This window comes from Umezawaea sp. Da 62-37 (assembly GCF_032460545.1).
Taxonomy (GTDB): domain Bacteria; phylum Actinomycetota; class Actinomycetes; order Mycobacteriales; family Pseudonocardiaceae; genus Umezawaea.
The window spans coordinates 9865385-9890578 of the sequence record NZ_CP135965.1 but is presented as its reverse complement, the minus strand read 5'-3'; the positions used below and the strand labels follow the sequence as shown (position 1 = coordinate 9890578).

Sequence of the window (25194 nt, the reverse complement as noted above, 5' to 3'; positions counted from 1 at the left end):
TCCTCGATGGCGTCCCCGCAGGACATCACTGACGTGATCTCATCGAGTTTCAGGTGAGCCGTCCGTGTTCGAATGGGTGAGGACGGGTGCGGCTTTGACGATGTGGCCGATCTTGCGTGGGCTGGTGCTGAAGTGCCGCAGGGCGCGCCGGCGTCCTGTCAGCAGGGCGAAGCCGCGTTCACCGAGGCGGCGCAGACCTCGCAGCAGGGCGTTGTGGGTGCGCGTGTCGACGTCGAGCACCTGGCCGTCCGTAGGTTGTTTGACCGGTGTGAACACGCCGATGCCTGACCCGTCGTAGCCGTTGTCGGACAGCGTGGGCAGGTCCAGTTGGGAGTAGGCCCAGTACAGGGCGGTCAGGTCGTGTACCGAGCCGGGTTCGACGTCACTAACCCACAACGGGAAACCGTTCGGCGCCAGCAGGGCCTGGATGTTCCCGCCGGGCTCGTGAGCTTTGCCGGAGTACCACCGATCGATCTGCTCGCCTTTCACGCCGGTGGTCTTCTCGGCGAGGCGATCGGTGGAGAAGATCCTGCCGTCGAGGACGACGTGGGCCAGGCCCTCGTTCTTGGCTCGTTCCAGCGCTTCGTGCAGGTCCGGTGAGCGCTCGGCGAGCACGGTGATGACCTCGTCGAGGTAGCGGTAGCCGGTGGCGCGGGAGATGCCGTGATCACGTGCCAGCGCGGTGATGTCGGCGTGCTGCCGGAACCGGCGCAGGGCGAATACCGCGTGCCGGTAGCAGGTCAGTGCCCTGGTGCCCTTGCGGTGCCGCGGCCGCGGCGTTCGGCGTGGAGCAGCTGGCCCAGGTGCTGGGCGAGTTCGCGGGGTGCATCGAGTGCGGCTCGATAGGTGATCACGGGGAGCTTTCTGACTGGGATTCGTCTTCGCAAATCCAGTCATATCAGGAGCTCCCCGTCCTTCTGCTCCCAGGCCCCCGCAGCACGTCAGAGCGCCTGCACGAACGTTCCCCCGAACATCATCAGGCCGTCAGCGCTGGAATCTCCGCTATTGAGGTCACCTCAATGAACCATTCCGGGTAACGGATTATGGCGCTGTGTGACCGTCGTGGGCTCGGTGAGCCAGCTCTGGGTGATGTGGGCACGAAAAACGCGGAACTCCGCTATGAAGGTGGTCCTACCACAGATCATCTTCACAAGGAGTTCCGCGCGGGATGAGTGTCGCATACGAGGCTGTGCTGGACGTGTCGGAGGACAGCGTCCTGTTCCTGTCCGCTCTGCTGGGTGCCGAGCGGGTGCGACGTGGCACGCGTCGCGACACTCGCGCCCTGTCGACCCGGACGCAGGCGGTGTTGGTGTTGCGGTGGTTCCTCGACGACACCCGGATGTCGGGGTTGGCCCGCGATAACGGGATCTCCTCCTCGACGGCGTACGCCTACCGTGACGAGGGGATCGCGGTGCTCGAGGCGCTCGTGCCGTCGCTGCACGGAGCGTTGTTGGCGGCCAGGATCGCCGGGTACGCGTACGTGGTCGTGGACGGCACGCTGATCCGCACCGATCGGATCTCCACGCCGGGGCCCACGGTGGGAGTGGATTTGTGGTGGTCGGGAAAGCACAAGCACCATGGCGGGAACGTGCAGGTCGTGTCCGCTCCGGACGGGTGGCCATTGTGGACCTCCGGGGTGCGGCCGGGGCGCGAGCACGACATGAGCGCCGCCCGCGCCGACCCGGATCTGCTGGCCCGGATCGGCGACTGGGTCGGCGACGGAGCCCTTGTCCTGGCAGATCTGGGTTATGAAGGCGAACCTGGGCTCTTCAGGATCCCGGTGAAGAAGCCCTCGGGCGGGACGTCGACGGTGGATCAGCAGGCCTACAACGCGATCCATGGTGCTCTGCGTTGTCTGGGTGAACGTGCGAATTCGCTGCTCAAGACCACTTACAAGGCCTTGCGTCACTATCGTGGGTGTCCGTGGCGGTTGGGCGACATCGTCGGTGCCGCTCTGGTACTGCTGCACCGGGAGAACTGCCGGACCACGTGATCAGCAACGGTTGATCACATAACGCGACGCAGGGTTACTCGGAAAGACTCAATGAGCACTCATCCGATGAAGGCGACCGCCCACAAGCAGGACAGCACGACCAGGACGCTGATCACGAACAGGATCCGCCCCCGCCGCACGCGTCCGCCTGCTAACGCGGCGACAGCCGCCACGACCAGGACGAGCACACCGGGTACCAGGTGAGCGCCCCAGCCTTCGCGGGCCGCGGCGTGCAGCAGCAGCACCGCGCACGTCGCCGCGCTCAACGCGGTACGCCGCCACGCGAGGTCTGTTCGCTCCCGCTGCAACCCGCGATCCCGCCATTCCGAATCACCTGTCCTGGTCATTCCAGCAGGACCAGCACGGTCGCGGCGAGGGCCACAACCACGACGCCGACGGCCACCACGGCCATCATCCGATGCGGGGGTAGCGGTCGGTCCGCCCGCATCGCTCGTTGCACCGCTCGCCACCGCGGATAGCTGCCCGCCGCGAGCACCGCGGCCAGCGCGATGCACCCCACGCTCAAGACCACCGTCCCCTGCGGGATCGAGAACGGCGGAACCACCTGCGCCACCGCGACACCGCCCGCCAACAACGCGAGCGCGGTGCGGATCCACGCCAGAAATGTCCGTTCATTGGCCAGGGTGAACCGGTAGTCCGGTTCACCATCCACCTCGGACGGCTGGTCAGCCTCCATCGTTCCTCCTCACAGGACAGGGCGATCGGCATACCGGCCCAACGACGTTCATCCCGTTCAGCCGTACCACACTGCCGCACCCACGCCCACGATCACGATGACCGCGATCAGCGCCATCGCGGCCCAACCACCCCACGTGGCCAACGCCAGCACCACCATCGGCACCAGGAGCAGCAATGCGAGCAGCACGACGAAGCGGAGGTTGCCTTCGCTGTCGAAGAGAAAACGGCGCATCAGGCCAGCATGGCAGGCACAACTCGAAGCACTGCGCCGACATACCCGCACCGACGTGCGGAAACCGCGCACACCCCCTGCTGCCACAGCGGATCCGTCCGCACCACACCCGTGCCAGCTCGAAGAGCACCGGCCACAGTGGACCTGCGCAGTGGTCTTCGCCCATCCCACAGCGTGCGCAACGTTCGCCGTAGGTGACCGGCAATGCCTTCACAGCACGTGTTCCAGGGCGTTGACAGCCGCTTGAACGCCGTTCTCCGCGCGAACGCGCACACCGATCAGTTCGGCGCGCTCGCGGACTCCGGGATCACCGATCACGTGGACCAGCCGGGTGGCCGGCCGATCCGCCGTGAGGTCCTGCTGCCGCAACGGTGCCGGAGCGACCCCCACGGCGTGCATGCGGACGGCCCAGTGGGGCTGGTCGGCGACGAACGGGCACACGACCTGCGGGCGTCCCGCCGCGAGAGCGGCACCGGTGGTACCGCTGCCACCGTGGTGGACGACCGCGGCCATGTCCGGGAACAGCCTGTCGTGGGGTGCTTGGTCGATCACGAGCACGTCGCGCGACTCCACGTCGGGCGCGATGCCTCCCCACCCGGTCGCGACCGCGGCCCGGACCCCGGCCCGCCGAACGGCCTCGGCCACGACTTCCGCGGTGCGCCGCGCACCTCACCCGGCCATGCTGCCGAATCCCAGGTGGACCGGTGCCGGTCCGGCGGCGAGGAACGCAGCCAACGGCTCGGGTACCTCCCATTCCTTCGACGGGAGGTACCAGAAGCCCGTGGAACGTACGGAATCCGGCCACCGCGGTCGACCGGGTCATGAGCGGGCTGAACGCCTGCAACACGATCCGGGCGTTGCCCACCAGATCGTGACTTCACCCTGCGCGCGGGCAGCCCCAGTCCGTGGTGAGCCACCGGGTGGCGATCCCGGCATAGGCGCGCAACGTCGCGGCGAGCGCGGCGCAAGTCGCGCGATCGAGCGGTTTCGGCACCCACGAGAAGGGCAGCATCGGGCAGGGGATCAGCGAGGTCGGCACCCAACCGGGTTGCAGCGCCACGAGCACCGAGGGGACGCCGAGCATCTCGGCAGCGTGGTGGGCGGGCACCGGTGGCGAGTGCACCACGAGGTCGGCACCCGACTCCCGCGCCACCCCACCCACATCCCGCAGCACATCGACCATCAACGGCTTGATCCGTCGCGCGGTGCGCACCGCGGTGAGCTTGCCCCGCACCCCTCGGTATCCACCGTCGATCACCGCTTGCACGACCGGGTCGCGCATCAGCTGGTTGGGGCCTTCGTCCAGGGGTGCGAACTCCACGTCCCACTCGGCCGCCGCGGTGGCGAACGACGCAGGAGCCGCCAGTACCGCTTCGTGGCCCCGGTTTCGCGGCGCTACGGCCAGGGTGAGGAAGGGCTGTACGTCGCCGCGGGTGCCGTGTGTGATCAGCAGGGCCCCCACCGGGACTTCCCCACGGTGCTGAACAGTGCGAGCCAGCGGTCGTCGGTGAACAGTCCGCCGGTCAGCATCTCCAGCCCCGCCCACGCGCCGCGCACGGCCGTCGCGGTGTCGCCGCCCAGCAGTCGGCCGACCTGGTCGCCCAGCACCAGCGGCGCCAACTGCCACGACACGTAGGTCACGGCGCGGGCTCGCGGATCGTCCGTCGGCCGCACCCAGCCCTCGGCTTCTCCCTCGGCGAGCCACTCCTGCGTGCGGTCGACCAGCCGGGCCGCGGTCTCCATGCCGTCGAGCAGCGCACGGCCGAGGTAGCGGCGGACCGGTATGGCGTCGTCGAGCATCACCGCCAGGGCGTCGGCGTCGCGAACACCGGTGCCGCCGCGGATCGCTTCCGCCACGTGCTCGTCGCAGGCTTGGCGCAGGCCGTCCTTCGACCCGAAGTGGTGCAGCACGAGGCCGGCGGACAGCCCTCGCGTCGGCCGCGACCGTCCGCACAGTCGTCGCCGCGACCCCGTCCGCGCCGAAACGCGCCATCGCCGCGTCACGAATCTTGGCACGCGCCGTCAGATCGGAAGCTGAACGCATGGGCGGAATATCGAACACGCGTTCAGCATTGTCCAGACCCGACTGCCGGTGTCCGCATGGTGCGCGCAGGACACGACATATCCGACATGGGCAAAGGGATACGACGATGAGCGGCACATCACTGGTAGGAGATCATCGTCGGAGTCGGCCGGTAGCCCATCGTCTGCTCGGGGGTGAGCATCGGGTGGTCCTCGTCGTAGAAGTTCTTCCACCCCAAGGGCACGCCCTCATCGGGTCGGGCCGCGACCACGCTGTTCCAGGTGGCGGTCTTCTGGCCGGTCGTGCCCTGGCCGTCCATGTGGATCAGCACGGCCAGTTCGTCGTGGTCGGTCACCAGCGACGGTTCGTCGCGGATCATGGACAGCCGGAACTGGTGCACCACGAGCAGTTTCTGCGGCAGGGCGGTGCGGGCGGTCAGGTCCGCCAGCCACTGCGCGGTCTCGTTGATCTCCGCGGCGTCCATCCCGCCGATCTGCTTCAGCGGCACCTGGTCCGGTCCCAGTTTCCACTCCGGGTCCACGGCGAGACCTACGTGCGGCAACCCCAACAGGGGCGCGTACCGCCGGGCCTGGTCGAGCAGCCGCGCGCGGCCGGGTTGCAGGTCGAGCACGACGTAGAGTCCCGCCTTGCCCGCTGCGTCGACCCAGGGCCGCAGCGACTCCACACTCGCCTCCCCCGAGTAGTCGCCGTCGGGACCGGGCGAACCCTGTGCCACGGTGGCGATGAGCTCGAAGGCGGGCACCACCGGTACCCCGCTCAAGGGCTCGTACCGGGTCGCCAACTCCCTCGCCCTCGCGACGGCCTCCTCGACACCCTGTTCACCCAGCACACCCAGTGCCGGGGTGCCGGGGTGTCCGTACAAGCACACGAGTCGTCTGCCCGGGAACAGCACCTGGCCACCACCCGGCAACTCGACGCCCCTGGAGGCCACCGCCAGCCTTGCCCGCAGCCGTTCCACCGGAGCGAAGCCCGCACCCACCGCAAGGACGATCTTGGACGGTTCTTCTCGCAGCGCCTGGACCGCAGCTTGGTCGGCGCGTGGGTCGTAGCCGTTCACGGGAACGACCCGTGCACCCGCCGCGCGTGCCGTGGCGATCGCCGCCGCGTCGTCGCGGGCGGCGTCGACCAGGACGGTCACCCCGACCGGCGCGGGCGAGCTGGTGTCCGGCAGACCGTCAGGTAGTGCCGAGGTCGTGGAGTCGGCGGTGAACACCGGCACACCGCTGGCGGACGCCTCGACGGCGGCGGACGCGCCGGCGCCGACGGCAAGCAGGGCTCGCGGTGACAGCCGCGTCAGCTCTGCGCGCAGGGCATCGGACGAGCCGACAGCGGGCGCGAGGAGTACCGGGGCACCGATCCGTTCTCCGACAGCGCTCGCCCCGGCCACGTCCGACCTCACGGTCACCACGACGACGGGCGCACTCCGGAACAGAGCGGCACTGACCGCGATAGCCGAGGCTCCGCCTTCGTCGACATCGAGCACCGTGAGCGCGGTCGAGGGCGTGATGACCTCCGCCGTTGCCGGGACCGCGCCCTGCGCGGGCTCAACGGGGTCGGCCGTGCAGCCCGCGAGCAACGACGACACCACCACCGCTGTCCAGAACCGTGACGTCCATATGGATGGCCGACCGGACAAGCCGTTCTCCTTTCGAAGGAAGCCGGTGGTCGGTATCGGCCACCGGGTTCACCGGTATCCTTATCGGACAGTGGCCGGCACAGCGCACCGCCACTCCGGATCGGTCGCGGAATTCACTCGTCGAACCGGATCTTGCCCCAGTCGGTCGTGCTGTGCGTCAAGGACGCGACGCCCCACTGCTCGCTCACCACATCAACGATGGTCAACCCGGCCGCCCGTACTGCTGCGCGTTGTCCAGCAACTCGGCGACGATGAGCCGGACGCGCAGGCCGTCGAGCTCCGGCCAGCCGTCCAGGCACGCGCACGACCACGGTTCGACCTGCACCTGCGGCAACTTCCCGCCATCACGTACTACCAGCAGGGCGGTGTCGTGACCGGCATCGTCGTACGCGGCGCTCATGGCCGGTCTGCGGCCGACACGAGGCGGGACGGATGCGTGGCGGCTGGGTCTCCAGGCACGGCAGCGAGCTTTCCACCCGCACGGTCACCCGAACCTGACGATTGCCTTGCACCCGGCCCCTCCCTCCTGAGGAGGAAAGACGGGGGACCGCAAGGTGGGGTGATACCTCGACCGGTTCTCGACCAGGTCAGGTCATCGGGCGGATGTCCACTTTGTAGCCGTCCGAGAACCCCGGATGAGTCTCGAATCACTTCAGGTCAGGTAATCGGTGGTGGTGGTGTCCTCGGGATGTGGCTGTTCAGGACCTGGTGTTGTCCGGGCCCGGCTCGACCGGCCCTACGCGGACGAACGGCCCGACGAGAGGCGGCTCGCACGTGGTGGCGGTGCGCTCCACGAAGGTTGCCTCGGTGTTGCCCGGCGGGTAGACCCTGAGGCCGGGGACTTCGAGCCGTTCGCAGCCGGGGGTTTTGAGCGGGGCGCTGGACAGGAACAGGCCGGCGGATGCCGTCTCGCCCGGAGCCAGTGCGACCTCGGGCCCGTGGGTGTTCCGCGTGGCCGGTTCACCGACCTGACCACCGCTCTCGGTGGTGACGTACGAGACGCCAGGTGCCCCATGCAGGGTGCACGTCGCCGGGCCGGTGTTGGTGAACCGTAGCGGAACGTGGGCACCCCGCATGTCCTGGTTCCCGTTGTCCCCGATGTCGACCCGCAGGTCTGCCGTCTCACACCTGCCGTCGGCCGGTGTCGGCGTCGAGTGCGACGTGGCGGCGATCGAGGGCGTCTGACTGAGCGCCGGCGGCGGCGAACTGGTGACCGATTGGCCAAGTGGGTCGGATGCCGTGGACTGGCACGCGCCGATGAGGGCTGCGGCGGCGAAACCGGCGGCCACACGGCCGGTCAGGGATGTCGTCGACCGCCATGACGAGGTTCCGTTGCTGGTCATGTTTACGGGGTAACACGGATCTCCGGCGCGAAGTCCGTCCAGCGAACGATGTCAGGTAACCGCAAGGCCGACGGGCAGGGCGACCACCAACGCGCTTCCGGCGCCGGCCGGGGGTCACACCTCGCGGGTAGGCTTGACATTCACCCGGACCGATCCGAGGAGAACCTGCGCATGGCCCGGCCCGAGGCCGCCGCCGACGACGTGAACGCACTCACCGACGCGATCCTCACCGCCTCACGACTGCTGGTCGCAGTGTCCGCCAAGTCCATCGCGGCGGTGGAGGAGACGATCCCCTTGGCCCAGTTCCGGCTGCTGGTGGTGCTGGACAGCCGGGGTCCGATGAAGTTGATCGGACTTGCTCAACTGATGGCGGTGAACCCTTCAGCGGCCACGCGGATGGTGGACCGGCTCGCCTCGGTGGACATGGTCGACCGGCAGCCGAACCCGGCGACACGCCGCGAGGTCGTCGTCGGGTTGCCCCCGGTCGGCAGGCAGGTCGTGCGCGGCATCACCGAACGCCAGCGGGCGGAGATCGCCGCCATCGTCGCCCGGATGCCGGAGTCCACTCGGTACGGCTGGTCGAGGCTCTGATCGCCTTCGCCGAGGCCGGGGGCGAACCGCCCGTCGTCGTCCCGTCAGGCGATACGGCCTGGTTCTGACGGCTCAACCGCCGGGCACGCTGCCGCGCGGTTCCGAGAGGTGGTCGTTGGGCAGCAGGTGCGCGGCCTCGGGTTCTTCGCACCAGAGACGTGCTCCACCGCGCAGCACGGCCAGCACTCGTGGGCCGAATCGGAGCGGATCGCGACCGATCCCGCTGAGGTGGACGGGGCGAAGTGCCGGCACGAGGTCGTCGGCTCGCGCGGCAGCGCCGATGAACGGCCTCAGCAGGTCGGGCCAGAAGGCCCGTCGCCTCGTCGCTCCGTCACCCGGTTCACCGGACACGACCACACGGGTGGCTCCGAGCAGGGTCGCCACGGAGGTCACCACCGATCTGCGCACGACGATGACGATCGCGGCGCTCGTCAAGCGTCTCACCGCCGAGGTGACCAGCATGCCCTCCTCGTCGCTCTTCACCCCGACCACGACGCACAGTGCCACGTCGATGGAGTCGCCAGTTCCACCAGTGCCAACGCGACACGACGTCCTGTCGCGCCGTATCCGATGACCACGACATGGCCGAACACCACTGCTCCTCGCTGCGACGGGCGAGCACACCCACGATTGGCTCCCCCGCAACCCTCGCATCGCACCGATCGCGGCGAACCTGACGATCTGCTTGCGCCTTCCCCGAGCCCGACCACATCGTCAGTCGTTCGTCAGGTCAATCCGCGCGTCGTCGGTTGAGGATGGGAGCACTGCACCAAGGAACCGGAGGGGACAGTGGCGACAACCGCGCGGCAGTCGGACCACCACGTGGACATCGTTTCGGGGGAACTGGTCCGGGAGTTCCAGGACGTGCTCCCGATCTCGACGGTCACCGATGTCGTGGCCATCGCCCGTCACGACTTGGAAGGGCAGATCGTTCCCGAGGCGTTGCAGGAGATGCTGCATCGCCTGGCTCACCACAGGTTGAGCGCCCTGCCCGGATCGCATCGATGATCACGACCAGGCGTGCGGGATCCGGGATCCGACCTCGACCGAACACCTCGTGCTGAGGGTGACAGCGGTAGCGAGCAAAGCGATCGGTGTGCTCGCCACCGCCTCCCGGATCGCCGAATCAGGCGGCTTGCGGGTCACGATGCTCGACGAGGTCGGCGACCGCTCGACGATCGCGCTGTCCGTGGCCGATCGTCCCGCCTAAGCTTGAGTTTTAAGGTCTCGGAGCCCGATGGGACACCCGGTTGATCATGGATGAAGCCCTTGGTTGATCATTCTTCTTGCGACAGAAGGAAGATCACAACCAAGGGCTTCGATGATCAGTATGCACCACCCCGGCACGGCCGCCGCGCTGAGGGACCTCTCCCAGTTCCGCCACGCCTTCCACCAGTGCCTGACCGCGCGAGCGGACGCGTTGTTCGAACTGACCGACAGTGCACTGTGCGCTGACGGGCCGGTCACATCGCTGGTCGAACTGTCGCTGGCCACCGAGCACCGTCGTGGCCACGGCAGCCTGTACGACGGTCTGAACCAGGGCCGGATCGACATCGGTCGATTCCGTAATGTCATAGCCCGCCAACAGATTCCGCGTGGTCACGATGGTCGGATCATGCTGGGGATCGACGTCAGCCACTGGCTACGTCCCGATGCGAACACCAGCCCCGACAGGCTGTTCTGCCACACCTACGCACGCGGCAAAGGCCAAGCCCAGATGATCCCCGGCTGGCCCTACTCCTTCGTGGCCGCCCTGGAACCCGGCCGCACCTCCTGGACGGCGATGCTCGACGTCCTCCGGGTACGCCCGAGCGATGACCACACGGACCTGGCCGCCACCCAACTGCGCACCGTGGTGGACGCGCTGATCACCGCCGGACACTGGCGCGAGGGCGATCCCGAGATCTGGATCATCGGCGACAGCGGCTACGACGGCCCCCGCCTGGCGTTCCTGCTGGCCGATCTCCCGGTCCACGTGCTGGTACGGATGCGCTCGGATCGGGTGCTGGCTTTCCCCGTACCACCACGGCGACCCGGCACCCGTGGCCGCAGTGCCCGGCACGGAACCCGGTTCGCGTTCGCCGATCCGGCGACCTGGTCGACCCCCACGCACACCACGACGACCGACACCGCCCGCTACGGAGCCGCGCACGCCCGCTCGTGGGATCGGTTGCATCCCACGCTGACCCGCACCGGCGCCTGGACAGGCCACCATGGCCCGCTCCCGATCATCGAGGGCACCGTGATCCGACTCCAAGTCGAGCGGCTGCCCGGAACGGGAACACCGAAACCGTTGTGGCTGTGGCATTCCGCCACCGCGACCACCGCCGCACAGGTGGACCGCCTGTGGCAGGCGTTCCTGCGTCGGTTCGATCTGGAGCACACTTTTCGGTTCTTCAAGCAAACCCTGGGCTGGACCACGCCCCGTATCCGGACTCCCGAGGCGGCGGATCGATGGACCTGGCTGGTGATCGTTGCCTACACCCAACTTCGGCTGGCTCGTCCTCTCGTGGAGGACCTACGGCGTCCCTGGGAGCGGAAGGCGGTCACACCTGACAGGTTGTCCCCGGCCAGGGTCCGACGGGGATTTCGTCGAGTTCGACCGGCGGCAGCCTTGCCCGCCGGCGCGCCGAAATTCTCCCGACCCGGTCCTGGGCGTCCAGCAGGATCACGAAACGCCCGCCGAGCCCCACTCCATGCCCCCGGCAAGACCCCAAAAACGGACATCAATGGTTAAACAAAAAGCTAAGGTGACGAGGTCGTGGAGTGCGGCCCGGAATCCGGGGTGTTCCTCGACCCGGACGCCGCGTTCCGACTCGCCGACCGCGTCCTGGACGCTCACCAGGACTTCGCGGACGCGTTTCACTTCTCCTTGCGGAGCAAGGAGAAGTGAAACGGAACGAGGACTAGCGAGACCGACCTCGGCGGGGGTTGAGTCGACCCCACACGAACAGCACGAGCGCACCGAACGCGATCACCACGATGACGTTGATCGTGTCGCCGCTGGTCGCCCCTGTCCGGGGCTGTTGCTCCGCGACGGGATTCGCCTGCGGTTGCACCTGTGCGGGCGGGTTCTTCACGGACGCGGGGGCGGCGAGTGCGGGCAGCGGGATGGCCTCGGTGTCGGTGAAGTCGACCAGGCCGGTGGCCTCGATCACCTGGATGTGGTCCAGCACCACTTCCATGCAGCGCTCGGCGAACGCGCGGATCTCGGTGTTGCGGGTGCTGCTGCGGATCTGGGCCAGGAACTTGAAGACACCGCCGTGCGCGGCGCGCAACCGGTTGGCGAACACCTGGTCGAATTCCACGCTGCCCGCCGGCGCGGCCCGCATCTCGGCGAGCCAGGACTTCTGATCGGCGTTGGGTTCGGTCGGCAGCGTCATGCCGAACTTCGCGCCGAGTTCCAGGACCTTGCGGTCGAGTTCCGCGTGCCCGTTGACGAGGTGGTTGCCGGCGTCCTTCACCTTGGGGTTGGCGGACTTCTCGAGCCCCATGCGCCCGCTGGGACCTTCCCAGAGCCCGGCGAGCCGCACCTTGGTGAGCATGTCCCGGCCTGCCGCGCTCAGCGGCCCCGACGGCGTCGTCCGCGTGCCCTCGTCGTCGGCCTGGCGCGCCGCCGCGCTCCCGACCGGGACGAGCAGTGCCACGACCAGAGCCAGCACGCCCGCCATGACCGCGCGCACGAGACGCATGGACATCCCACCCTCACCTTCCTCCGACCGAAACCCGTGGCTGCCAACGAACCGGACTACGGCCGAGACGAACATCCAGATCATCGCCCTGAGCAAGCGTTACCCTTCCGTTACCCGAGCACACCCGGCCTGAGCTGGGCATTGTGCGCTGACCGCGGGCATCCCAACCTTGCGATCACCTTGCGATTCGTCGGCAGGCGCCGCTCGGCAGGAAGACCTGCGGCCTGTCGGGCAAGCTGTCCGGGCAGGTAACCGGAACGGGAGGGCCATGAACGACCGCGTGCTGCTCGTCGAGGACGACGAACGGATCCGGCAGGTCCTCGTGCTGGCGCTGGGCGACGAGGGCTTCGACATCGTCGACGTCGTGTCGGGTGAGGACGCGCTGCGCGAACTGGAGTCCACGTCGTTCGACGTCGTCCTGCTCGACCTGACGCTGCCCGGAGTCGACGGGCTGGAGGTCTGCCGCGCGCTGCGGTCGCGCGGCGACCTGCCGATCATCATCGTGACCGCGCGCACCGACACCACCGACGTCATCGCCGGACTCGAAGCGGGCGCCGACGACTACGTGACCAAACCGCTCGTCGCGAGCGAACTCGCGGCCCGCATCCGGGCCCTGCTGCGCCGCCGGGGCGGGGGCAGGCTCGACAACCTGCTGCACGCGGGCGACCTGGAGATCCGCGTGGACGAGGGCGTCGTGCACCGCGACGGCGTCCAGGTGCACCTGACGAGGACCGAGTTCCAGGTGCTCGTGGAACTCGTGTCGGCGGCGGGCCGGATCGTGACGCGCGAACAGCTGCTGCAACGGGTGTGGGGCTACGACTACTTCGGCGACACCCGGCTGCTGGACGTGCACATCCGCAGGCTGCGGCGCAAGGTCGAGCAGAACCCCGACGAGCCGAAGCTGGTGCTCACCGTGCGCGGCTCCGGCTACAAGGTCGACCCGACACCGTGACGACCGACCAGCGGAGGTGGGCCGTGCGATTGTCGCTGCGCTGGCGGGTCGCGACGGTGCTCGGGCTGGGTTCACTGCTCGTGACCAGCGCACTCGCGGCGGCGACCTGGAACCTCGCCTCGGGTTATCTGCTGCGCCAGCGGGAGCAGGGCGCGGTGCGGCAGGCCGAGGTCAACGTCCGGTTGGTGGACGACTCCCTGCGTCGGGGATCCGACGGGCTCGGCGACCTGTTGACCGGCCTGACCACCGGACCCGATTCCACGATCCTGCTGTTCCAGGACGGCCGGGTCCTCACCAGCGGCCGGCCGGTCGATCCGACGACGCTGCCGTCCGCACTCGTCGACCTGGCCCGCGAGGGCACACCCGCACGACAGCGGCTCGTCGTCGACGGCATCCCCGCTCTCGCCGTCACCCTGCCGGTCTCCTCCGGCGAGGCCGTGTACCTCGAACTCTTCCCGCTGCTGCAACTGGACCGGACGTTCCGCTACCTCAGCAGCCTGCTCGTGGCGGGCACGGTGATCAGCGCGCTGCTGGGGTTCTGCCTCGGGTCGTGGGCGAGCAGGCGGGCGCTGCGCCCGCTGACCGAGCTGACCACGGCGGCGTCCCGGATCGCGGGCGGTGACCTGCGGGCCCGGCTGCCCGACCGCGCGGAGCCCGACCTGCGCCCGCTGGCCACCACGTTCAACACCACCGCGGACGCGCTGGAACAACGGGTGCTGCGCGACGCGCGGTTCGCCGGCGACGTGAGCCACGAGCTGCGCTCACCGCTGACCACGATGGTGAACGCCGCGGAAGTGTTGAAGCGCCGAGCGGAACTGCACGGCCCCGCGGCGAAAGCGCTGGACCTGCTGACGTCCGAGGTGGACAGGTTCGCCCGCATGGTCGTCGACCTGCTGGAGATCTCCCGCGCCGACCAGGTCACCGACGACCAGGCGCTGGAACCCGTCGACGTGGGCGACCTCGTCCACAACATCGTCGCAATCCGGTCGGACACCACGATCCCGATCAGCGTGGAAGAAGGCACACCGCTGGTCATGGTCGACCGCCGACGACTGGACCGCGTCGTCACCAACCTGCTGGACAACGCCGAGCGGCACGCGGGTGGGGCCGAGCGCGTGGCCGTGCTGCACCGCGGTGATTCGGTCCGGTTGGAGGTCGACGACGCGGGTCCTGGAATTCCCCATGACCTGCGAGACCGGATCTTCGACCGCTTCGCCCGCGGTACCCGCTCCGGAAGCCGTGGCACCGACACCGGCAGCGGTCTCGGGCTCGCGCTGGTCGCCCAGCACGTCCAACGCCACGGCGGCACGGTGTGGGTGGAGGACCGGCCCGGCGGCGGCGCCCGATTCGTCGTCGAGATCCCGGAGGCAAGCCGATGAGGCGCTCGATCGTGCTGGTGGCGTGCGTCGCGGTGCTGGCCACCGGGTGCGGGGTGAGCACCCAGGACGAACCGGAACCACTCGTGACGTCATCGACCGCCCCACAACCCGTACCCACCCTCACGCAGCGACCGGATCCGCCGTCATCCGCACCGTCGGAACCGACCAGTTCGTCGGCGGCACCCGACTCGACCGCGTTGGACGAGTGACGCGCCGACCGACCGAAGGTCGCTCAGTCGGCGCAGCGGAAGCAGAAGTGCGGTCCGACCGCTCGATGACGACCACTCCAGCCCGCTTCGGTCGCCCGCGGCCACAGCTCATCCCATGACAACGGCGGCGGATCGCCGTTGTCGTGGGTACGCCCGCAGTGATCGCAGATCAAGATCAATTCGGTATCGAGTTCACCGGGAATCGCGGTCACAGTGCCGTTTTCGTCTCTCTCACGGCAGGGAACGTGTTCCGGGCAGGTGGCCGCCGCCCCGTGCGGCAGGCACCTGGTCGTGCACCGGAAGTGTCATGACGACCCGCCCCACTGTCGCCCACGCCGCGTGGGATGAACCTTGCGATCACCGCACTGGAGGACCAGGCACCGGAGTGAGATTGGACAAACGGGTGACCATCGGGCAAGAACCCTCTCGTCGAGGACGACGAGGGTCCGCGAGGCGGAGGCGCTCGACGCCCCGCCTCCACCGACGACCCCGAGGAAGCACCTTGACCCGAAACCGATCCACGTCCGCCGCGGCGGACACCGTGTTCGGGATCATCACCGACCTGGAGGACCTGCACACCTGGCTCCCCCGCGCCGTCGAGGTCGAACGCTACGGCCCCGGCCTGCTTCGCCTGTGGCTGCGGAACGGCGATCACGACGAGACCGTGGAGCGCGGGCCGACCGTCGACCGGGACAGCCTCCGGGGGCGGTGGCACAGCGAGGCCACCACCAGCTACACCGGTGCCCTGCGGGTGCCGCGGGTGGGCGCGGACCGCTGTGCCATCACGGTGGACCTGGTCGGAGGCACCGGGATGCCCGCGGTTCGAGTCGAGGACTGGTTGGCCCGGGCGCTGGACTCACTCGCGACCGTCGTCGCCGAGGAAACGTCACGAACCAGGGGCAAGAGCCACTTGGTCGCCGGGGGTCGACCCGGCTGATCCGACGCAAACCGCCTGGGAATCGAATGTTCGGCACAATGGCCACAATCCGACCACACGATTGATTCCCAATGCCGGAACGATACCAGCGAGGTCCCGTAAGGAACATGTAAGGCGGCCTTGGTCAACTTGGCGGTCACCCTCTCCAGCCATTCCCCGCAAGGATGGGAGTCGTCCCACACCGGAATCGAAAGGACTCCTTGCATGGAGACGCCGTTGACGCGCCGACTGCTCGCCGAACTCGCCGGAACAACGATCCTGTGCCTCTTCGGCATCGGCGCCGCCGCGGCCGTGGCCAGAGTCGAGGCGGGCGGACCCGGACTGCTCGTGGTGGCACTCGCCCACGGGCTCGCCCTCGCCGTCGCGATCTACGCGTTCGGCTCGGTCTCCGGCGGTCACTTCAACCCGACCGTCACCATCGCCCTGGCCGCCAGGGCCCGGTTCCCCTGGCGCGAGGTGCCCGCCTACCTCATCGCACAACTGCTCGGCGGCACGCTCGGCGCGACCGTCGTCCATCTCGCCTACACCGGCTCCGGCACCACGGGCGGACTCGGTGCGACGACCCTCGCCGAGGGCGTGAACGTGGGCCAAGGCCTGCTCGCCGAAGCGTTCGGCGCGTTCTTGCTGGTCACCGCCGTCTACGCGCTGGCCGTGACGCCGTCGGCACCCAAGGGGGTGGTCGGCTTCGGCATCGGACTGGCGCTGGCCGTCCAGATCATGGCGATCGGGCCGCTCACCGGTGCGTCGGTCAACTTCGCCCGCACCATCGGCCCCGACCTGGTGCTCGCCTTCACCGGCGGTGAGGTCGCCTGGTCGCACCTGGTCGTCTACCTCGTCGGCCCGATCGTGGGCGGCTTGGCGGCAGCGCTGCTGTACGAGGTCGTCAGCGGCCTCAAAGCCGCACGGCCGACCGTTGAACGGGTCTGAGCCCGCGGAGCCGATGCCCGCCGACCTCGCCCGCCACCTGGGTTGCCTGGCAGGCAGTTCGGCGATCACCGAGGGCTGGACCGTCGACAGCGTTTCCCGTGGCTCGCGGTCCTACCCGATCGACGTTCACACGCTGGTAAAGCCCGGATTTTCCTCGGGGAAAGAAGTGGGATTCGACCCATAGCAGTTCCGCGCTGATCTTCCGTCGAGCCGGAATCGGACTCCGCAATCGATTCGGCACGGTCTCGCGCCCGGTTCGTGATTTTCCGGTCAGGCCCACAGCGATTGCTGCGGGCCTGACCGTCGCGTGCTGAAACCCGGTCCACGGAGGCCGATTTGCGCAAGGAGTGCTTTTGAGGCATCTTTGCGCGCGGAGCGCCGGGAAGTCTGGTCGGCACGCCCACCTCGTCCGGTGGTGGGCCTGTTCGACGTGGACGGGATGAAGTCGATGGCCTTGGTGCTCGCGTTCGGGTTGGTGTTGCTGGTCAGCGTGTCCCTGTCGGGCTTGGCGGCGCGCACCGTGCTGTCGACCGCCCTGCTCTTCCTGGTGGCCGGGGCCCTGATCGGGCAGGGCGGGTTCGGGCTGGTGGACATCCCGTCGGACGGGGCGTTCGTCACCGGTCTGGCGGACTTGGCGTTGTTCACGGTGTTGTTCACCGACGGCCAACGCGCGGGTCTGCCCGCGTTGCGCGACGGGTGGCGGCTCTCCGGTCGTGCGCTGGGCCTGGCGATGCCGTTGACCATGATCGGCATCGCGCTGCCCGCGCACTTCCTCGCCGGCCTGGACTGGACGACCTCGCTGCTGATCGGCGCGATCCTCTCCCCCACCGACCCGGTGTTCGCCGCGGCCATCGTGGGCCGCACCGACGTGCCGCTGCGGTTGCGGCGCCTGCTCAACGTCGAGTCCGGACTCAACGACGGGCTGGCGCTGCCGTTCGTGCTGATCTTCCTGGCCACCGCCACCGGCAGCGACACCGACCTGGGCACCATCGCCGTGGAGCTGGTCGCGGGGCTGGCGTTGGGCATCGCGGTCGCGGCGGTCATCACCCTGGCGTGGAAGCTGCGCATCCTGACCGCCGAACCCCGTTTGCAGGCGTTGGGGCCGCTGTCGATCGGCGTGATCGTCTACGCGGCCTGCCACCTCACCCACGCCAACCCCTACCTCGCCGCGTTCGCCGCCGGATCGGTGCTGGCCACCCTGGACCACGAGACCGCGGAGAACTTCGAGCACTTCGGCGACCTGCTCTCGGAGGTCACGAAGTTCGCCGCGCTGCTGGTGTTCGGCGCGCTGATCACCCCGGAGCGGATCTCCCACCTGACCGCCGGTGACTGGGCGGTCGCGGTCATCGCGATCCTGCTCATCCGACCCGCCGCGATGCTGCTCTCACTGCTGCGCACACCGCTTCCCGCGCGGGAACGATCCGTCGCGGCGTGGTTCGGCCCCAAGGGATTCGCCTCGGTGGTCTACGGGCTGCTGGTGCTGCAAGCGGGCATCCCCGCCGGGGAGCACGTGTTCGACCTCGTGGCGGTCACCATCGCGTTGTCGATCGTGCTGCACTCCTCCACCGACGTGCCGATCGCCAAAGCGCTCAGCGTCGAGCCACCCGACAACCTGCCCACCGGTCAACCCGCCGAGAAGACCGACCGGCGGCGAGGACTGTGAACACCGGGATCGTGTTCGCGGTGCTGGTCATGGTCGCGTCGGCGCTCATCCCCCGCCGCCTGTGGCGAGTGCAACCGCCGGCGGTGCTGGGGTGGTCGCTGGTGCGGGTGGACGGGGAGTGGGCCGACCACTGGACGGACTCGGCCGGGCTGGCTGTCACGGGTTGCAGCCTGCTGTGGCTGCGCTGGATCGACGGCGGCAGCCGTCCCGACGAGCACGGATCGGACGCTCAGGCGAGCACGAAGTAGCGCAGCCACAGGTAGGGCGCGGCGAGCGCTATCGACAGGGTCGCGACGATGATGCCGTAGCGGGTGAACTGCCAGAAGCTGATCGGCGTGCCGTTGCGGGCGGCCAAGCCCAGCACGACGACGTTCGCGCTGGCGCCGACCGCGGTGGCGTTGCCGCCCAGGTCCGCGCCCAGCGCGAGCGACCACCACAGCGACTCCGCCTGCGGTGTGCCGCCCTGGGCTGAGACCAGGTCGCCCACGATCGGGGCCATCGTGGCGACGTAGGGGATGTTGTCCACGATCGCCGACAACACCGCCGACACGCCGAGCAGCGCCATCACCGCGACCAGCGGTTTGCCCTCGACCGCGCCGGCCAACGCCGTGGACACCTGGTCGATGACGCCGGTCTCGACCAGGGCGCCGACCATGACGAACAGGCCCATGAAGAAGACCAGGGTCTCCCACTCCACGTCGGCGATGGCCTCCTCGGTGGTGACCTTGGAGATCAGCACGAGCAGGCCCGCGCCCAGCAGCGCCACCACCGACGGCTCGACGTGCACGAGGCTGTGCAGGCTGAACCCGACGAGCACGAGGGCGAGCACGACCAGGCTCTGCACCAACAGGGTGCGGTTCTTGATGGCCTCCCGTTCGGACAGGGCCATCACCTCCGCGACGCGCTCCTCGTCGTAGTGGAACGCGTCGCGGAACAGCCACCGGCACACCAGCACGAACACGACCATCAGCACCACGATGAACGGCGCGAGGTGCACGAGGAAGTCGTTGAACGACAGCCCGCCACGGCTGGCGATGATGATGTTGGGTGGGTCGCCGATCAGGGTCGCGGTGCCGCCGATGTTGGAGGCCATGACCTCGGCGATGAGGAACGGGATCGGGTTGAGGCCGAGCCGGTCGCAGACCAGGAAGGTCACCGGCGCGATGAGCAGCACCGTGGTGACGTTGTCCAGTGCGGCCGAGGCCACCGCGGTGATGGTCACCAGCATGACCAGCATGACGTAGGGCTTGCCCCTGGCGCGCTTGGCCGCGGCGATGGCGAGGTACTCGAACAGTCCGGTCTGCTTGATCACCCCGACGATGACCATCATGCCCAGCAGCAGGAACACCACGTTCCAGTCGATGCCCGCGTCGACCGAGTGGAACGCCGTCTCGCCGTCGGTGAGCCCGAGGGCGAGCATCAGCGCGGCGCCGCCGAGAGCGGCGGCGACGCGGTGCACGCGTTCGGTGGCGATGAGGATGTACGCGCCGACGAACACGACGACCGACAGGATCTGGGTGAAGCTCATGCGGGCGGCTCCGAGGCCTCGAGGATGACGGCGAGCAGGTGCGAGGCGGTGACCACGCCGTGGATGGTGTCCGCGTCGACCACGACGACCAGCGGGACGCGTAGCCGGGCCATGGTGGCCGCGCACTCCAGCACGGTCGCCCCGCCGGACACCACGGGCAACTCCAGGCGCTTGTCCTCGGGTGGCAGCACGTCCTTGACCGTTCGTTTGGCCAGTTTGGCCACGCACACCTCGGCGCCGCCGCGCTCGTCGTAGACCCGCGACAGCGACGGGTCGTCCAGCACGTAGCCGGGCACGCTGAACCGCAGCACCTGCGATCCGGGCAGCACCGCCACCGGACGGCCCTGCTCGTCCACCACGACGACGGCGGGCCGGTGTTGGTCGGCGATCAACCGCGCCGCGGTCAGCGCGTCGTCGCCCAAGCGCACCAGCGGGTAGTCCTCGACGAGATCACGAGCGCGCATGGTCACCACTCCCCGTCGAGGCCGCCGTGACCTGCGCCACACGGAGCGCTACGATGGGTGGTTCCACAGCCAAGCCGCCTGTGCGGGAGTTGGTACGCATGTCCGGTCTCACCAATGCCTTCCTGCTGGTCGCCGTGTTCGGGCTCATCGCGCTGGTCTTGCGCCACGTCGAACGACACTGACACCACGTCGGCCGTGCTCGTACGCCTCACCAGGGCGTTCCCGGCCGCTTCGATGCGCTGGTACACGCGACGAGCAGGCGGTCACCGGCCTGCAGGGTCGCGACTTCGGGATCTTCCCGCCAGTGGCGCACGCCGCCGCGCACCACCGCGAGAACCTCGGGACCGCAAGCGACCGCTGGACGGCCGACCTCCGCCGCCCGAACCGGACGCCGTTCCACGGCCCAATCCCACCCCGCTGCGGGACGCACGCGCACACCGGCGGGATCACGACGCACCATCAGGCCGAGTCGGCGGCCCACTTCCCGATCGGCGACCACGATGTGATCGGCTCCCGCGCGGGTGACCGGATCACACCAATCAGGCTCGCGCACCAGAGCGATGACGGTCGCCACGGGGTTGAGCGACCGCACGGCGGACGTGGTCCGCACGACATCCCTGCCTTCGGGCACGGCGATGACGACCTGCCCTGCGTCCGCGACCCCGGCGTCGCGCAGCACGGTCGGGTCCGCCCCGTCTCCGAGGACGAACCAGAACCCGTCGAGCAGCGCCGTGGCCATCCGCTCGACGTCGTGGTCCACCACCACCGGCATGCGGAAGCCGGACGGGACGCGTGTGGCGATGGCGCGCGCGGCGTGACCGCCGGTGGCTCCGTACCCGATCACGACGGTGTGCCCCGCAGCACGCGGTGGGGCGGCGTGGGCGTCCATTAGCGACTCCAGTCTGAGGGCGGCGTTCTACTGCTCGCCGACCAGACTTCCCGGCACACCGCGTGCCAGCCTAGCGGTCGCGCGCTCCCCCCGCCGTCCCGGAGACGATTCGGACCGGTGGTGACGGGGTCGCGGTGCCGGTGGTGCTGTCCACGCACAACACAGGAGGCGGCGGTGGACGATGACCAGGACGTGGTGGTCCCGGACACCGGGATGCGAAACAGATGAGAAGCACGCTGTTGCGGACTCCGACCGCCGTGTTCCTGATTGTGGCCGTGGCCGACACGCTGGTCGGAATCGGCAACCACGTGAACTGGCCGTACGTGATTGCCGTTCTCTGCGTGCTGGTGGCGGGCGGTTTGATGTCGTGCGGCCGCGTAGCCACAGCGCCCAAGAAGGCCCAACTGTCAAGTACCGGGACGTTCCTATAGATTGCCAAGCGGCAAGAGCAAGATCTTTTAGGTCCGCTCGAAGTGTGTAGTAAACCTCCCGGGCGATGTATCGTTTGAGGCACCGCATGATGTCCTTTTTAGACATTCCTTCGGCGGTGCGGCGAGCGACGTACACGCGGGTGCGGTCGCAGTAGCGCAACCGCACGACGGCGATCATGTGCAGGGTTCGGTTGGCGTCGCGATGGTGGATTCAATCGGTGGATGCAACACCGGTGTCTTGGAGAGAGCGTAGGTGATCGTCGAGGGCTTCGGCAGGTGTCTTCCAGCCCAGTGTCTTACGGGGCCGTGAGTTGAGCGCGGCCGCAACCGCGGCGATGTCCTCAGCGCTCCAACGAGACAGGTCGGTGCCTTTCGGGAAGTACTGGCGCAGCAAGCCATTCGTGTTCTCGTTGGTGCCACGCTGCCAAGGAGAATGCGGATCGGCGAAGTAGACCGGCAGCCCGGTCCGGACCGTGAACTGAGCATGTGCGGACAGTTCCTTGCCGCGATCCCAGGTCAGGGATCGACGCAACTGCTCGGGCAGCCGGATGACGGTCTTCGTGAGGGCGTCGGCCATCGTGACCGCGCCGTAGCCGGCCAGCGCCGGACCGTTCTTCGTGCGCGGGATGACACCCCAGCCCTCCTCACGAGGCAGGTGGACCAGCATCGTGAACCGGGTCGTTCGCTCGACCGGAGTGCCGATCGCGGAGCGCTGCAGACCGATGACCAGATCGCCTTCCCCATGCCCTGGCACGGCGCGGTCGTCGGCTTCGGCCGGGCGTTCGCTGATCAGGACCTCCGGGGTGACGTGTGCCCACGCCTTCTGCCTCGACCTGGCACGCGGGACCCGCAACGCCCGACCCGTCCGCAGACAGGCGACGAGTTCGCGCTGGAGAGCGCCGCGGGCTTCGACATAGAGGGCCTGGTAGATCGCCTCGTGGCTGATCCGCATCGACTCATCATCCGGGAAGTCGACCGGAAGCCGGTTCGCGATCTGCTCCGGGCTCCACGCCGTCACCCAGGCCCGATCACCGCGATGCGGCTTGTTCCGCCCCTTCCACGCCGGACCGTCGGGACCGATCACGGCGCCGACGGTGTCACGGACCCCACCGTACAAGCGCTGCTGGACGTAGTCACGCAGCGGCCGGTTCACGACGAGCTTGGCGACCTTGGGACGCCTCGCGCACCGTTCGGCATGCCACTGCGCGATCGAGGCCCTGTAGTCAAGGGCATAGGTTCGGGTGGAGGCGTTGCGGCGCAGCTCCCGGGAAATCGTCGAGGCGTCCCGGCCGAGCTGCCTGCCGATCGCGCGCACCCCGAGACCTTGAGCGCGTAGCAGCGCGATGTCCTCGCGCTCGACGAAGGACAGGTATCGGCCGGAGACCGTTGTGGACAGTTGCGGGTTCACTCCACCAGCGTGACGGAACCACCGGTAGCCCACCGGCGCCGACACCCTGGCCGCCTCCGACGCCTCGTCGGTCAGGACACCGGTGGCGATCGAGGCCCAGAACCTGACCCGGTCCTCGCGCCAGGCGACCGTCGGCCGACCCGGTGACGGGATCTGCCCCCGGTACTCACGAACCTGCTTCTGTCTCAGCCCGTATGCCATCGCTCTGCCTCTCAGTCAGGGTGGTGCGACGACCAGTTGAATCCGCCCTGGACTCCGCGGTCGCTGTGGTGGACCAGACCTGCCAGGTCGGTGCCCTCGGCCTGGCGGCGCCAGATCGCCATCTGCAACGCGTCCAGCGCCAGGTCGGTGTAAAGGCTGGTGGCGACCTGCCAGCCCACGATCACGCGGGAGAACGCATCGAGCACGAACGACGCGTACACCCAGCCAGCGGCGGTGTGCACGTAAGTGATGTCCGCTACCCACAGCTCATTCACGCTCGTGGCCGTGAAGTCGCGTTTCACGAGGTCAACTGGCCTGCCGGTCTCCGCCGCAGGCCGTGTCGTGCGCGGGGACTTGTCACGGAGCAGGCCACGGAGCCCGTTCTCGCGCATGAGCCGCCCGATGGTGCACCGGGCCACCTCGATGCCGTAGCGGTTCAGCTCGGCCCAGACTTTCTTCGACCCGTAGACGCCGTAGTTGTCCTCGTGCACCCGCGTGATCTTCCCGGCCAGTTCCCGGTCTCGTGCCGCACGGGCCGAGTCCGGGCGGGAGCGGGCCGCGTAGTACGTCGACGGTGCGATCCCGGCGGGCGTCTGCTCGAGCGCCTTCAGGACCGGCTGGACACCGTGTTCCTCCCGCTGGGAATCGACGAACCCGACCCTTCGTCGCGACGGACGGTCCAGCTCCGCCGCAAAGGAACTCGCCGCCGACCTCAGGATCTGATTCGCCCGTCGCAGTTCGCGGTTCTCCCGTTCCAACCGCGCGACCCGCTCCGCATCACCGGTCGTGGTGCCAGGCCGGTCACCGGCATCGATCTCCGCACGCTTGACCCAGGTCCGCAACGCCTCGGGATGGATCCCGAGCTGATCGGCGATCCGCTTGATCGCCCGGGTCATCGTGGCCGGGTCCCGTCGGGCCTGCACGACCATCCGGGTCGCCCGCTCACGCAGGTCATCGGGGTACTTCTTCGGTGGCGCCATCGCTCCTCGCCTTCCCCGGCTTGATGGTCTCCATCAATCCCAGTGCGCGACAGCTTCGAGTTCGGCGACTGGCCGCGAAGTCCGGCCGTTCGCAGGACACGAGGGCGCACCTGGTGGAGACCGCCGGGCACACCGTCCCCAGGGTCCACAACGGTGAGGCGGGCCTTGTGAACACTGCCGGTATCGCCGCGCTCGCGTTTTCCGAGATGGGCTACCTGTTGCTTGTCCGTGGCGGAGGCTGGCGTGACGCGGACGTCCTGTGGTGCGAGCGTGCGGTTTCCGATGTCCCGGATATCGGGCGATACGCTGATTCGCGCCGTCGAACGGCAGTCGGCGCGAGCGTGTCGCGGAATCGGAGGAACCATGACAACAGGGGCGTCGAGGGTTGTCCACGTGACGCCACCTGCTGAGTTCGCATTGCCTGGTCGGGAGGTGTTCCTGCCCGGCGCAGTGCCAGGGCGACTGGACGCGCTCGTTAGGCGCACGTCTCAGCACCTGGTGGATGTGGCGCTGGCGGTCGGTCTCGGCTTTCTCGGCGGGCTGCTGGTCGGACTCGCTGTCATTCCCTTGATGAACTGGGGTGTCGTGCCGCCGCGGGCGATCCTCTGGGCGCCGACCATCACCTTCCTCGCGGTCGCGTTCGTGTCGCAAATCCTGATCGACGTGTGGGTGCCGCTGCGCCGCGGGGGCGTCACCCCTGGCATGTTGGTGATGGGTTTGCGGGTGGAGAAGGTGGACGGTGGCGAACCCAGTGTCTGGGACTACTTGATTCGCATGTTGCTTTACTCCCTGGACGGCGTGCTGTTGGGGCTGGTGGCCGTGGTGAGCATCGTGGTGACCAAGCGACGCCAGCGAGTAGGTGATCTGCTGGCGCGAACAGTGGGGGTACGGGTCGGGCGACCAACTCGGGTTATCGGGGCGGGATCGCCCGCGGGTCGTTGACATTTCTTCGCTCGGCGACGCAATCCTCCAGAGCGCACACGCTCCGCCCTCGCC

Annotated in this window: 35 protein-coding genes and 1 pseudogene; 17 read left to right on the top strand and 19 right to left on the bottom strand. The window is 68.7% G+C overall.

Annotated features, from left to right (window positions below; translation table 11 throughout):
- Positions 1-39 precede the first annotated feature (39 nt).
- A complete protein-coding gene (locus tag RM788_RS44790) occupies positions 40-615 on the bottom strand; it encodes a transposase family protein (protein ID WP_399342049.1) in 576 nt (191 codons plus the stop codon).
- 553 nt (positions 616-1168) lie between these two features.
- Between RM788_RS44790 and RM788_RS44785 the strand changes: the two genes are divergently transcribed.
- Entirely contained in the window at positions 1169-1993 is an 825-nt protein-coding gene (locus RM788_RS44785) for a transposase family protein (protein ID WP_315926776.1), read from the top strand.
- Between the two features lie 59 nt (positions 1994-2052).
- On the opposite strand, the gene RM788_RS44780 is transcribed toward RM788_RS44785, so the two are convergent.
- From RM788_RS44780 to RM788_RS44740, 9 genes are all read right to left on the bottom strand, one after another.
- Positions 2053-2340 (bottom strand): DUF202 domain-containing protein, encoded by a 288-nt coding sequence (locus RM788_RS44780; RefSeq protein WP_315926774.1) that lies wholly within the window; start codon positions 2338-2340, stop codon positions 2053-2055.
- Entirely contained in the window at positions 2337-2690 is a 354-nt protein-coding gene (locus tag RM788_RS44775) for a YidH family protein (protein WP_315926771.1), read from the bottom strand. The genes RM788_RS44780 and RM788_RS44775 overlap by 4 nt, the downstream gene beginning before the upstream one ends.
- 57 nt (positions 2691-2747) lie before the next feature.
- On the bottom strand, positions 2748-2924 hold the full coding sequence (locus RM788_RS44770; RefSeq protein WP_315926769.1) for a hypothetical protein: 177 nt from the start codon (positions 2922-2924) through the stop codon (positions 2748-2750).
- A gap of 210 nt (positions 2925-3134) precedes the next feature.
- Positions 3135-3569 carry a glycosyltransferase gene (locus tag RM788_RS44765; RefSeq protein ID WP_315926767.1) on the bottom strand — a complete coding sequence of 145 codons (435 nt, stop codon included), beginning with the start codon at positions 3567-3569 and terminating at the stop codon, positions 3135-3137.
- 232 nt (positions 3570-3801) lie between these two features.
- The gene (locus tag RM788_RS44760; protein ID WP_315926765.1) at positions 3802-4386 is read right to left on the bottom strand and encodes a glycosyltransferase; all 585 of its coding nucleotides are present in this window, start codon (positions 4384-4386) and stop codon (positions 3802-3804) included.
- Positions 4371-4835, bottom strand: coding sequence for a TetR family transcriptional regulator (locus tag RM788_RS44755; protein ID WP_315926763.1), 465 nt, complete (start codon positions 4833-4835; stop codon positions 4371-4373). Before RM788_RS44755 ends, RM788_RS44760 begins: the two co-directional genes overlap by 16 nt.
- Before the next feature lie 251 nt (positions 4836-5086).
- Entirely contained in the window at positions 5087-6553 is a 1467-nt protein-coding gene (locus tag RM788_RS44750; RefSeq protein WP_315926761.1) for a hypothetical protein, read from the bottom strand.
- A 253-nt stretch (positions 6554-6806) separates the two neighbouring features.
- Entirely contained in the window at positions 6807-7004 is a 198-nt protein-coding gene (locus tag RM788_RS44745) for a hypothetical protein (protein WP_315926759.1), read from the bottom strand.
- Between the two features lie 298 nt (positions 7005-7302).
- The gene (locus RM788_RS44740) at positions 7303-7947 is read right to left on the bottom strand and encodes a DUF4232 domain-containing protein (RefSeq protein ID WP_315926757.1); all 645 of its coding nucleotides are present in this window, start codon (positions 7945-7947) and stop codon (positions 7303-7305) included.
- Positions 7948-8118: 171 nt separating this feature from the next.
- Here RM788_RS44740 and RM788_RS44735 point away from each other — a divergent pair, with 171 nt between their 5' ends.
- Complete coding sequence (locus tag RM788_RS44735; protein ID WP_315926755.1) at positions 8119-8538, top strand: MarR family transcriptional regulator; 420 nt, start codon at positions 8119-8121, stop codon at positions 8536-8538.
- A gap of 72 nt (positions 8539-8610) precedes the next feature.
- Here RM788_RS44735 and RM788_RS44730 read toward each other — a convergent pair whose 3' ends face one another.
- The gene (locus tag RM788_RS44730; RefSeq protein ID WP_315926753.1) at positions 8611-9045 is read right to left on the bottom strand and encodes a hypothetical protein; all 435 of its coding nucleotides are present in this window, start codon (positions 9043-9045) and stop codon (positions 8611-8613) included.
- 282 nt (positions 9046-9327) lie between these two features.
- Here RM788_RS44730 and RM788_RS44725 point away from each other — a divergent pair, with 282 nt between their 5' ends.
- The 4 genes from RM788_RS44725 (at position 9328) to RM788_RS44710 (ending at position 11431) form a co-directional block, all read left to right on the top strand.
- A complete protein-coding gene (locus RM788_RS44725) occupies positions 9328-9546 on the top strand; it encodes a hypothetical protein (protein WP_315926751.1) in 219 nt (72 codons plus the stop codon).
- A 58-nt stretch (positions 9547-9604) separates the two neighbouring features.
- Complete coding sequence (locus RM788_RS44720) at positions 9605-9748, top strand: hypothetical protein (RefSeq protein ID WP_315926749.1); 144 nt, start codon at positions 9605-9607, stop codon at positions 9746-9748.
- Positions 9749-9859: 111 nt separating this feature from the next.
- A complete protein-coding gene (locus tag RM788_RS44715) occupies positions 9860-11275 on the top strand; it encodes an NF041680 family putative transposase (RefSeq protein ID WP_315925923.1) in 1416 nt (471 codons plus the stop codon).
- A gap of 24 nt (positions 11276-11299) precedes the next feature.
- Entirely contained in the window at positions 11300-11431 is a 132-nt protein-coding gene (locus RM788_RS44710) for a hypothetical protein (RefSeq protein WP_315926747.1), read from the top strand.
- A 13-nt stretch (positions 11432-11444) separates the two neighbouring features.
- Here RM788_RS44710 and RM788_RS44705 read toward each other — a convergent pair whose 3' ends face one another.
- Positions 11445-12236: a DUF4142 domain-containing protein gene (locus tag RM788_RS44705; RefSeq protein ID WP_315926745.1), complete on the bottom strand. Its 792-nt coding sequence runs from the start codon at positions 12234-12236 to the stop codon at positions 11445-11447.
- A gap of 262 nt (positions 12237-12498) precedes the next feature.
- Here RM788_RS44705 and RM788_RS44700 point away from each other — a divergent pair, with 262 nt between their 5' ends.
- The 3 genes from RM788_RS44700 to RM788_RS44690 are packed head-to-tail and all read left to right on the top strand — an operon-like array spanning position 12499 to position 14770.
- Complete coding sequence (locus RM788_RS44700; protein ID WP_315926743.1) at positions 12499-13182, top strand: response regulator; 684 nt, start codon at positions 12499-12501, stop codon at positions 13180-13182.
- Positions 13179-14561 (top strand): sensor histidine kinase, encoded by a 1383-nt coding sequence (locus RM788_RS44695; protein WP_315926741.1) that lies wholly within the window; start codon positions 13179-13181, stop codon positions 14559-14561. Before RM788_RS44700 ends, RM788_RS44695 begins: the two co-directional genes overlap by 4 nt.
- Positions 14558-14770, top strand: coding sequence for a hypothetical protein (locus tag RM788_RS44690; RefSeq protein WP_315926739.1), 213 nt, complete (start codon positions 14558-14560; stop codon positions 14768-14770). The genes RM788_RS44695 and RM788_RS44690 overlap by 4 nt, the downstream gene beginning before the upstream one ends.
- 23 nt (positions 14771-14793) lie before the next feature.
- Here RM788_RS44690 and RM788_RS44685 read toward each other — a convergent pair whose 3' ends face one another.
- Positions 14794-14982, bottom strand: coding sequence for a hypothetical protein (locus RM788_RS44685; protein WP_315926737.1), 189 nt, complete (start codon positions 14980-14982; stop codon positions 14794-14796).
- Positions 14983-15272: 290 nt separating this feature from the next.
- Between RM788_RS44685 and RM788_RS44680 the strand changes: the two genes are divergently transcribed.
- The 5 genes from RM788_RS44680 to RM788_RS44660 all read left to right on the top strand — a co-directional run bounded on the left by RM788_RS44680 (position 15273) and on the right by RM788_RS44660 (position 18545).
- Complete coding sequence (locus tag RM788_RS44680; RefSeq protein WP_315926735.1) at positions 15273-15707, top strand: SRPBCC family protein; 435 nt, start codon at positions 15273-15275, stop codon at positions 15705-15707.
- A gap of 204 nt (positions 15708-15911) precedes the next feature.
- Positions 15912-16634 carry an MIP/aquaporin family protein gene (locus RM788_RS44675; RefSeq protein WP_315926733.1) on the top strand — a complete coding sequence of 241 codons (723 nt, stop codon included), beginning with the start codon at positions 15912-15914 and terminating at the stop codon, positions 16632-16634.
- 13 nt (positions 16635-16647) lie between these two features.
- Positions 16648-16818 (top strand): hypothetical protein, encoded by a 171-nt coding sequence (locus RM788_RS44670; RefSeq protein ID WP_315926731.1) that lies wholly within the window; start codon positions 16648-16650, stop codon positions 16816-16818.
- 228 nt (positions 16819-17046) lie between these two features.
- Positions 17047-18297, top strand: a complete 1251-nt coding sequence (locus tag RM788_RS44665; RefSeq protein ID WP_315926729.1) for a cation:proton antiporter — start codon at positions 17047-17049, stop codon at positions 18295-18297.
- Positions 18294-18545 (top strand): hypothetical protein, encoded by a 252-nt coding sequence (locus RM788_RS44660; protein WP_315926727.1) that lies wholly within the window; start codon positions 18294-18296, stop codon positions 18543-18545. Before RM788_RS44665 ends, RM788_RS44660 begins: the two co-directional genes overlap by 4 nt.
- Here the strand turns inward: RM788_RS44660 and RM788_RS44655 are convergent.
- The gene (locus RM788_RS44655) at positions 18527-19825 is read right to left on the bottom strand and encodes an ArsB/NhaD family transporter (protein ID WP_315926725.1); all 1299 of its coding nucleotides are present in this window, start codon (positions 19823-19825) and stop codon (positions 18527-18529) included. The two genes, RM788_RS44660 and RM788_RS44655, sit on opposite strands and share 19 nt — an antisense overlap.
- Entirely contained in the window at positions 19822-20289 is a 468-nt protein-coding gene (locus RM788_RS44650) for a CBS domain-containing protein (protein WP_315926723.1), read from the bottom strand. The genes RM788_RS44655 and RM788_RS44650 overlap by 4 nt, the downstream gene beginning before the upstream one ends.
- A 53-nt stretch (positions 20290-20342) precedes the next feature.
- Here RM788_RS44650 and RM788_RS44645 point away from each other — a divergent pair, with 53 nt between their 5' ends.
- A complete protein-coding gene (locus tag RM788_RS44645) occupies positions 20343-20471 on the top strand; it encodes a hypothetical protein (protein ID WP_315926721.1) in 129 nt (42 codons plus the stop codon).
- A 26-nt stretch (positions 20472-20497) separates the two neighbouring features.
- Here RM788_RS44645 and RM788_RS44640 read toward each other — a convergent pair whose 3' ends face one another.
- A complete protein-coding gene (locus RM788_RS44640) occupies positions 20498-21178 on the bottom strand; it encodes an NAD(P)-binding protein (RefSeq protein ID WP_315926719.1) in 681 nt (226 codons plus the stop codon).
- A gap of 224 nt (positions 21179-21402) precedes the next feature.
- On the opposite strand from RM788_RS44640, the gene RM788_RS44635 reads away from it, so the two are divergent.
- On the top strand, positions 21403-21609 hold the full coding sequence (locus tag RM788_RS44635; RefSeq protein ID WP_315926717.1) for a hypothetical protein: 207 nt from the start codon (positions 21403-21405) through the stop codon (positions 21607-21609).
- A gap of 49 nt (positions 21610-21658) precedes the next feature.
- Here the strand turns inward: RM788_RS44635 and RM788_RS44630 are convergent.
- The 3 genes and pseudogenes from RM788_RS44630 to RM788_RS44620 form a co-directional block, all read right to left on the bottom strand.
- Positions 21659-21811, bottom strand: a pseudogene (locus tag RM788_RS44630) (IS110 family transposase); the annotation flags it as partial.
- Between the two features lie 9 nt (positions 21812-21820).
- On the bottom strand, positions 21821-23218 hold the full coding sequence (locus tag RM788_RS44625; RefSeq protein ID WP_315926715.1) for an IS30 family transposase: 1398 nt from the start codon (positions 23216-23218) through the stop codon (positions 21821-21823).
- Positions 23219-23229: 11 nt separating this feature from the next.
- The gene (locus RM788_RS44620) at positions 23230-24198 is read right to left on the bottom strand and encodes an IS3 family transposase (RefSeq protein ID WP_315926712.1); all 969 of its coding nucleotides are present in this window, start codon (positions 24196-24198) and stop codon (positions 23230-23232) included.
- A gap of 393 nt (positions 24199-24591) precedes the next feature.
- Between RM788_RS44620 and RM788_RS44615 the strand changes: the two genes are divergently transcribed.
- On the top strand, positions 24592-25140 hold the full coding sequence (locus RM788_RS44615; protein ID WP_315926710.1) for an RDD family protein: 549 nt from the start codon (positions 24592-24594) through the stop codon (positions 25138-25140).
- Positions 25141-25194 lie beyond the last annotated feature (54 nt).

Coding starts and splice junctions, on each gene's coding strand:
- RM788_RS44715 (WP_315925923.1), top strand. CDS start 9,860: ATGATCAGTATGCACCACCCCGGCACGGCCGCCGCGCTGAGGGACCTC.
- RM788_RS44645 (WP_315926721.1), top strand. CDS start 20,343: ATGGGTGGTTCCACAGCCAAGCCGCCTGTGCGGGAGTTGGTACGCATG.
- RM788_RS44675 (WP_315926733.1), top strand. CDS start 15,912: ATGGAGACGCCGTTGACGCGCCGACTGCTCGCCGAACTCGCCGGAACA.
- RM788_RS44740 (WP_315926757.1), bottom strand. CDS start 7,947: ATGACCAGCAACGGAACCTCGTCATGGCGGTCGACGACATCCCTGACC.
- RM788_RS44780 (WP_315926774.1), bottom strand. CDS start 2,340: ATGACCAGGACAGGTGATTCGGAATGGCGGGATCGCGGGTTGCAGCGG.
- RM788_RS44650 (WP_315926723.1), bottom strand. CDS start 20,289: ATGCGCGCTCGTGATCTCGTCGAGGACTACCCGCTGGTGCGCTTGGGC.
- RM788_RS44775 (WP_315926771.1), bottom strand. CDS start 2,690: ATGGAGGCTGACCAGCCGTCCGAGGTGGATGGTGAACCGGACTACCGG.
- RM788_RS44700 (WP_315926743.1), top strand. CDS start 12,499: ATGAACGACCGCGTGCTGCTCGTCGAGGACGACGAACGGATCCGGCAG.
- RM788_RS44670 (WP_315926731.1), top strand. CDS start 16,648: ATGCCCGCCGACCTCGCCCGCCACCTGGGTTGCCTGGCAGGCAGTTCG.
- RM788_RS44655 (WP_315926725.1), bottom strand. CDS start 19,825: ATGAGCTTCACCCAGATCCTGTCGGTCGTCGTGTTCGTCGGCGCGTAC.
- RM788_RS44705 (WP_315926745.1), bottom strand. CDS start 12,236: ATGTCCATGCGTCTCGTGCGCGCGGTCATGGCGGGCGTGCTGGCTCTG.
- RM788_RS44620 (WP_315926712.1), bottom strand. CDS start 24,198: ATGGCGCCACCGAAGAAGTACCCCGATGACCTGCGTGAGCGGGCGACC.
- RM788_RS44640 (WP_315926719.1), bottom strand. CDS start 21,178: ATGGACGCCCACGCCGCCCCACCGCGTGCTGCGGGGCACACCGTCGTG.
- RM788_RS44745 (WP_315926759.1), bottom strand. CDS start 7,004: ATGAGCGCCGCGTACGACGATGCCGGTCACGACACCGCCCTGCTGGTA.
- RM788_RS44625 (WP_315926715.1), bottom strand. CDS start 23,218: ATGGCATACGGGCTGAGACAGAAGCAGGTTCGTGAGTACCGGGGGCAG.
- RM788_RS44735 (WP_315926755.1), top strand. CDS start 8,119: ATGGCCCGGCCCGAGGCCGCCGCCGACGACGTGAACGCACTCACCGAC.
- RM788_RS44635 (WP_315926717.1), top strand. CDS start 21,403: ATGAGAAGCACGCTGTTGCGGACTCCGACCGCCGTGTTCCTGATTGTG.
- RM788_RS44770 (WP_315926769.1), bottom strand. CDS start 2,924: ATGCGCCGTTTTCTCTTCGACAGCGAAGGCAACCTCCGCTTCGTCGTG.
- RM788_RS44690 (WP_315926739.1), top strand. CDS start 14,558: ATGAGGCGCTCGATCGTGCTGGTGGCGTGCGTCGCGGTGCTGGCCACC.
- RM788_RS44785 (WP_315926776.1), top strand. CDS start 1,169: ATGAGTGTCGCATACGAGGCTGTGCTGGACGTGTCGGAGGACAGCGTC.